The organism is Stagnihabitans tardus, from assembly GCF_009925085.1.
Taxonomy (GTDB): Bacteria; Pseudomonadota; Alphaproteobacteria; order Rhodobacterales; family Rhodobacteraceae; genus Stagnihabitans; species Stagnihabitans tardus.
Window position 1 is genome coordinate 1 of record NZ_JAABNR010000052.1, and the last position, 6,287, is coordinate 6,287.

The 6,287-nt window shown below is 57.4% G+C and carries 3 protein-coding genes and 2 pseudogenes; 3 read left to right on the forward strand and 2 right to left on the reverse strand.

The features are described 5' to 3' along the window. Positions 1-227: 227 nt before the first annotated feature. Entirely contained in the window at positions 228-1,052 is an 825-nt protein-coding gene (locus GV832_RS21260) for a LysR family transcriptional regulator (protein ID WP_168776877.1), read from the reverse strand. A 91-nt stretch (positions 1,053-1,143) separates the two neighbouring features. Here GV832_RS21260 and GV832_RS21265 point away from each other — a divergent pair, with 91 nt between their 5' ends. Beyond that, the gene (locus GV832_RS21265) at positions 1,144-2,064 is read left to right on the forward strand and encodes an NAD(P)-dependent oxidoreductase (protein WP_168776878.1); all 921 of its coding nucleotides are present in this window, start codon (positions 1,144-1,146) and stop codon (positions 2,062-2,064) included. Positions 2,065-2,559: 495 nt separating this feature from the next. Here GV832_RS21265 and GV832_RS21270 read toward each other — a convergent pair. Beyond that, positions 2,560-3,317 (reverse strand): annotated as a pseudogene (locus GV832_RS21270) (IS5 family transposase). Positions 3,318-3,691: 374 nt separating this feature from the next. Here GV832_RS21270 and GV832_RS21275 point away from each other — a divergent pair. Together GV832_RS21275 and GV832_RS21280 are read left to right on the forward strand one after the other, a co-directional pair. Next, positions 3,692-5,797, forward strand: a complete 2,106-nt coding sequence (locus GV832_RS21275) for a calcium-binding protein (RefSeq protein ID WP_168776879.1) — start codon at positions 3,692-3,694, stop codon at positions 5,795-5,797. Between the two features lie 62 nt (positions 5,798-5,859). Further along, positions 5,860-6,287 (forward strand): annotated as a pseudogene (locus GV832_RS21280) (transposase); the annotation flags it as partial.

Genomic DNA, 6,287 nt, shown 5'->3' on the forward strand with positions numbered 1-6,287 from the left:
CGCTCCGGGAAAAGCGTCGTTTGATCTCGGCTGACACCCTCGATGAAACCTGCCATGCAAAGCCTCCCAACCATGCGTAAGCATAGCATAAATCGGGGCTTTTACACAGCCTCGGCGGAAAGCGGACCTTCGGCTTCCTTTAGTTCGAAGAGGAGTCGCAGTCCGGAACATCCAAAGTGTGTCCTTGATCTTAGACTCTGCATGCGGGCCGGGACCCACCGGCGCTCTTACCACAGACCCTCGACAAGCCCCCGCACCGCCTCGCCGGCGGGAGACAGCCCCTGCTCCCGGGTGACGATCTGGATACAGGTCAGCGGCAACTCCGGCAGGCCGTTCAGCGGGGCCAGGTCCTGGGGGATCGTTCCCGCCGCCATGACCGTGGCGGCCAGTCCGGCGACCACGGCGGCGTGGATGACCTGGCCCGAGGCGCTGACCAGGGCCAGCCGATGCAGCTGGGTCAACAGTGGCAAGGCGGTGGCGCGGAAGGCACAGCCTTCGGGGAAAAGCGCCAGGGGCAGGACACCGTCCTGCGGCATCTCGAAGCCGGGGGCTGCGACCCAAAGCAGGGGCGGCCGGGCCAGGACCTTGGCCAGCGGCAGGGTTTCGGGCAGGGTGACGACCGCCATATCCAGGCTGCGCGCCTCCACCTGCCGACAAAGATCGCGGCTGAGACCGGTCACCACCGCGATCTCCACCCCCGGGAATTGCCCCAGCCTGCGCCAAAGCTGCGGCAGCAGCGGCAGGACATAGTCCTCGGCGATGCCCAACCGGACGCTGCCCGCGACCCGCCCCCGCATCACGCGGGCCACAAGGCCGTCATGGGCATCGACCAGGGCCTGCGCCTCGGCCCGCAGGTCCTGACCGGCGGGGGTCAGCGTCACGTCATGGTAGTCGCGGCGCAACAGCGCCACGCCCAAAAGCGCCTCCAGCTGCAGGATGCGCTGCGACATGGTCGCCTGCGAACACCCCAGCCGCATCGCCGCGCGGGAGAAGCTGCGTTCCGCCGCGACGGTCAGGAAGGCGCGCAGGAGTTTGGTGTCGATGTCGTGCATGGCATTGGATAATCCGATGCCAGATAGAAGGGAATATTGTTTTACAGGTGCTGGTCCGAAAGCTTATCCCGTCGAAAACAGGAGGGCCAACATGAAGGTCGGTTTCATCGGTCTGGGCACCATGGGGGGCAATGCCGCCAAGAACATCCTGCGCGCGGGGTTTCCGACGGTGGTCCATGACCTGCGCCCCGAGGCGGCGGCGGATCACTTTGCCCTGGGGGCCACCTGGGCGGACAGCCCCAAGGCGGTGATCGACCAGGTGGACTGCGTCGTCTCGATGGTCTTTGGCCCCCCGCAGTGCGAGGCCGTGCTGAAGGGGCCCATGGGGCTGATACATGGCGATTGCGCGGGCAAGATCTGGATCGACATGACGACCTCTTCGCCCAAATTCATGCGAGAGCTGGTCAAGGATTTCGTAGCCAAGGGCGGCCGCCCGGTCGATGCCCCGGTGACGGGCTCGGTCGATGCGGCGATCCGCGGCGACATGCCGATGTTCGTGGGCGGAGAGGATGCCGATATCGAATCCGTCCGCCCGGTGATCGAAGCCATGGGGCAACTGCGCAAGGTCGGCCCCCATGGCAACGGCTATGTGGCCAAGCTGGTGAACAACCAACTCTGGAAGGTCCATGCCGCGGCCATCGGCGAGGCCATGGTCTGCGCCAAACTCGCGGGCCTCGACCCCGCCATCTGGTGGGAGGTGATGAAGGGCGGTGCCGCGGACAGTTTCGTCCTTTCCCATGACGTGCCCTCGATCTTTGCCGGCCATTACGATCCCTCCTTCCCGATCAAGCTGTGCCTGAAGGATCTTTCGCTGATCAAGGAGTTGATGGACGACACCGGTGTGCGCTCAGAGATGACCGATGCCACCCATGCCCGCTTTCGCGAGGCCGGCGCCCGCTACGGGATGGAAGCGGGCGAGATGACCGTCTGCAAGCTTGTCGAAGAGGACGCGGGCGTCGAGTTGCGGGTGCCGGGGGATTGGGTGGCGCCATGGGATGTGTCGCGCGATTGAGGTCCTGGCACAGCAAGGCAGTCCGATCGGAAGCCCCGGCAGGACGGACCTGCCTATGCCCCGCCCGGCAAGCTGACGATATCCGGGCCTTCGGGAGCTGCACGGCAGGGGTCAACACCAAATCCAACCGTGGCTGGAGGCCAGAGTGTTTCGATGACGCCGCCAGATCGTCGCAGGGGGCGGAAAGCTGCCTTCCGGTCTCGTCGTTTAGCCCCTCCTTTCGCCAAGATCATCGCTATTCATACCATATCGTTCCGCGCCCTCAGGTCCGTCGCGCCTCGCAACAAAAGGGCTGCTTCCCTGTTTGTGCGCAATAGACCAATCGCCCCGATCCAATCACGTCTTCTTGGACTCGGGTCGCGTTCAGTCTCGTGGTCGCTTTGCTTTGCCAAGCCTGCGCGGCACCCCGCAGCAGCCTTTGACACCGCAGGTCGCCACATCCTCCGTTTAACCCAGCATTAGCCTGCAAACCTTAGGGTCAGGACTCATTGAGTTTCAGAGCCAGAAGATGACAGTTGCGGCGAGGGCGATGGCCGAGAGGAAGACTTTGGGACAACGGTCTTAGCGGGTTGCGATCCTGCGCCAGTCCTTGAGACGGCCAAACATGATCTCGATCCGATTGCGTCGTTTGTAGCGACGGCGGTCATGTCGGATCTTTTTCTTTCGGTTCTTCCGCCCTGGGATGCAGACCCTTATCCCTTTGTCTTTCAACGCTTCTCGATACCAATCGGCATCGTAACACCTGTCAGCCAAGAGCCACTCCGCCTGTGGCAGATCCTGCAGCAGGGCGGCAGCGCCCATGTAGTCGCTGACCTGACCTGCCGTCATGAGGAACTTCAGCGGCCTCCCCTTGGCGTCCGCCACAGCATGAAGCTTCGTATTCAGCCCGCCTTTCGTGCGCCAGATCGCCCGGCCGCGCCCCCCTTTTTCACCGCAAGGCTCGAGGCCGTGCGGTGGGCTTTCAGATAAGTCGCGTCGATCATCACCGTCTTCTGCTCGGCAGCTTCCGAGGCCAAGCCCTCCATGATCCGGGCGAAGACACCCATGCCGCCCCAGCGCTTCCAGCGGTTGTAAAGCGTCTTCGGAGGGCCATAGACAGCCGGGGCATCGCACCAACGCAACCCATTGCGATTTATGAAGATAATCCCGCTCAGAACGCGACGATCATCCACCCGAGGGCGGCCATGGCTTTTGGGAAAGAAGGGCCGAAGTCGGTCCATCGGGGCTTCGGTCAGCCAGAACAAGTTGCTCATCGATCAGGTCTCCTGGCCGACCGTGAATCACGGCAGCAGAGCATGATCAATGGCTCCTGACCCTAATGGACTGAATTTAAACAGTGAATCCTTCACAGCATTTGCGCAACAAAGCCTTGGAGGCCCCAAGAATTTAAGATCCATGGAAAATCCATTTCTCACTTTATTAAAAAATAGACAACATTGAAAGTAAGTCCTTCGTTAGGCGAGCTTAATGAATTAATCACAGAAAGGGAATGTTAATATTTCTCAACGATCATCCAGAATATAGGCAGTAGCCTCGCGAACGGTGCAGAGCCAATTATTGCTCCGCACATTCGAAAATCCCGAATCGTTAGACATACTAGAGCCGCTAAGTGGTCTGGAAGAGGCATATGCAAATGCTGGTGGAAACCCGAGATTTGAACCCTGCATCCGGAATAATATTGGACTCAATGTTCGGGGGAAACCTGCTTTTCAGGTATGACGCACTCTTCGGCGACGACTCCAACTTTTCTTCTGTAGCCGCGTTTTTGGGCGTTTCCGCCTTGCGTTATCCAGGCGGGACAATGACTGAATTAAATTTTGACGTGAATAATCCAGACAGTCCACCACTTGGAAAGAACTCCTCACCAGACTATGTCGGAGTAACTGAGTTCCTCGGATACAGCGTTGTCTCTGGCAGGCCGGTAAATATGGTTATTCCGACAAAAGGGCTTTATTCGGGCGTAGCAAACTACAATGAGAACACCCCAAGGGAAATAGATCAAGACTATGCAGGCCAAGTTTTGAACTTCGTGCGGCGCCTTCTAACACAGGGTGATAGCGGCATAGACGCATTGCCTGACACACCCATCGCAAGCATTGAAATCGGAAACGAGTACTGGGCTGGCGGCAAGATGACCGCCTCTGAATATGGGCGCGTCGTTAACTATCTGATCCCGCAAATTGATGCGTTGATTGATAGCCTTCTGCCTGAAGGTGCCAGTCGCCCTGAGATCCTAGTTCAAGTTGGATGTCCCCTTGATCCTCAGTTTCTCGATGGCATGTACTCAGGCATGACTTATACGGAAAGACTCAAGCAGTCGAACATAAATTTGCTTGAGGAAATTACAGATGCGAGGGCCATTGAGGGCATCGATGGAATCGTTCGTCACTACTACTATTCGACTGAAAGTCTCTATCTTGAGAAGAACACATGGACGATGCAGTCGATCGACGCTGTCTATAAGCTATGGGCGGACGCTGGTTACGGGGATACAGACTACTATGTGACGGAGTGGAATCTAGCTCTGTCGAATACGAGTCAACTTGGCCTAAGGGGAGCTTCGATCCTGATCGAGCAGTTCTCTTATATGGTTGAAGTTGGTGTTGACGCTGCTTTTGCTTGGCCAGTTCAAGGCTTTACCACGGGCCTGTTCCAACGAAACGCCGATGGATGGCACCTCTCACCTATCGGCGCAGCGTTCAAACTTATGTCGGAGTCTTTGGTCGGGACCGAAATGCTTCCATATGAGATTCAGAATGGACCTGTAGAGTTGGAAGCGTTTGGCTCAGAATCAAAGGTCGTTCTGTTTGTTTCATCTCGCCAAGAGGTAAGCCAAACTGTTAACATCGACATATCGGGAATTCTGAACGAGTATGTTTCTGCGGAAGCAGTTAGGCTCGGTATTCCCGAGGGAGAACTCGTGTCGAATTCGAACTCGATTGCTGTGCTTTCGAATATAAATACTGAGAATTTTTTGGGTGGGCATAATCTGCAATTTACCCTGAAGCCATTCGAGGTAGTGCGCGTCGTTTTCCAACTTCCTGTTGGGAAAGAATTGCTCGGTTCCGCTAGTTCGGATCGGCTTGCAGGAGAAATGGGCGCAGACACAATTATGGGGTACTTCGGAGATGATACAGTTACAGGGGGATCGGGACACGACGCAATCTTTTCGGGCGCCGGAAATGATAAAGTCTCAGGGGATGCTGGGGACGATCTCGTCGAAGGAGGCGGGGGAAATGATTTCTTGCGTTCAGGTTCTGGGAGGGACACGTTGAGGGGTGGGGATGGGCAAGACACCATCTTCGGCGGAGAAAAGGAAGCAATCCTTCATGGCGGAAAGGGGAACGACCAACTCTTTGGGTTCAAAGGTGCAGATACCCTTGTCGGAGGATTTGGACGCGATATGCTGATTGGGGGCGCTGGTGCGGATAGCTTTGTGTTTGATAACCTCACACCGCTGTATGACAGCATTCTCGACTTTAATCCACGCGAAGATACGGTAGTCCTTGCAAAAGAGATTTTTTCCACCCTCGGAGAAGGCTATCTCGATGCTTTTGAGCTCACAACGAAAACGGCTGCGGTTGCAAATGGACTTGCTAAACTGATATATGATGCTGAAGCTAAGCTGGTCTTTTTCGACAGAAATGGCAATGGCATTGATTCTACAGATTCCATAGTATGTCATTTGGTCTCTGCGCTCCCACTGACTGCTCAGGACTTTTTGGTCCTCTAGGGTCAGGACCCATTGATCACGCTCTAAGACCGTGATTCACGGTCGGCCAGGAGACCTGATTTATGAGCAACTTGTTCTGGCTGACCGAAGCCCAGATGGACCGGCTTCGGCCCTTCTTTCCCAAGAGTCATGGCCGCCCGAGGGTGGATGACCGTCGCGTTCTGAGCGGGATTATCTTCATCAATCGCAACGGGTTGCGCTGGTGCGATGCCCCTTCCGTCTATGGCCCCCCAAAGACCCTCTACAACCGCTGGAAGCGCTGGTGCGGCATGGGTGTCTTCGCCCGGATCATGGAGGGCCTGGCCTCGGAAGCTGCCGAGCAGAAGACGGTCATGATCGATGTGAGCGGGCATGCGCCATTGATCCGAGCATGCCCGCGCAAGTATCTGAAAGCCCACCGCACGGCCTCGAGCCTGGCGGTGAAAAAGGGGGGCGCGGCCGGGCGATCGGGCGCACGAAAGGCGGGCTGAACACCAAGCTGCACGCCGTT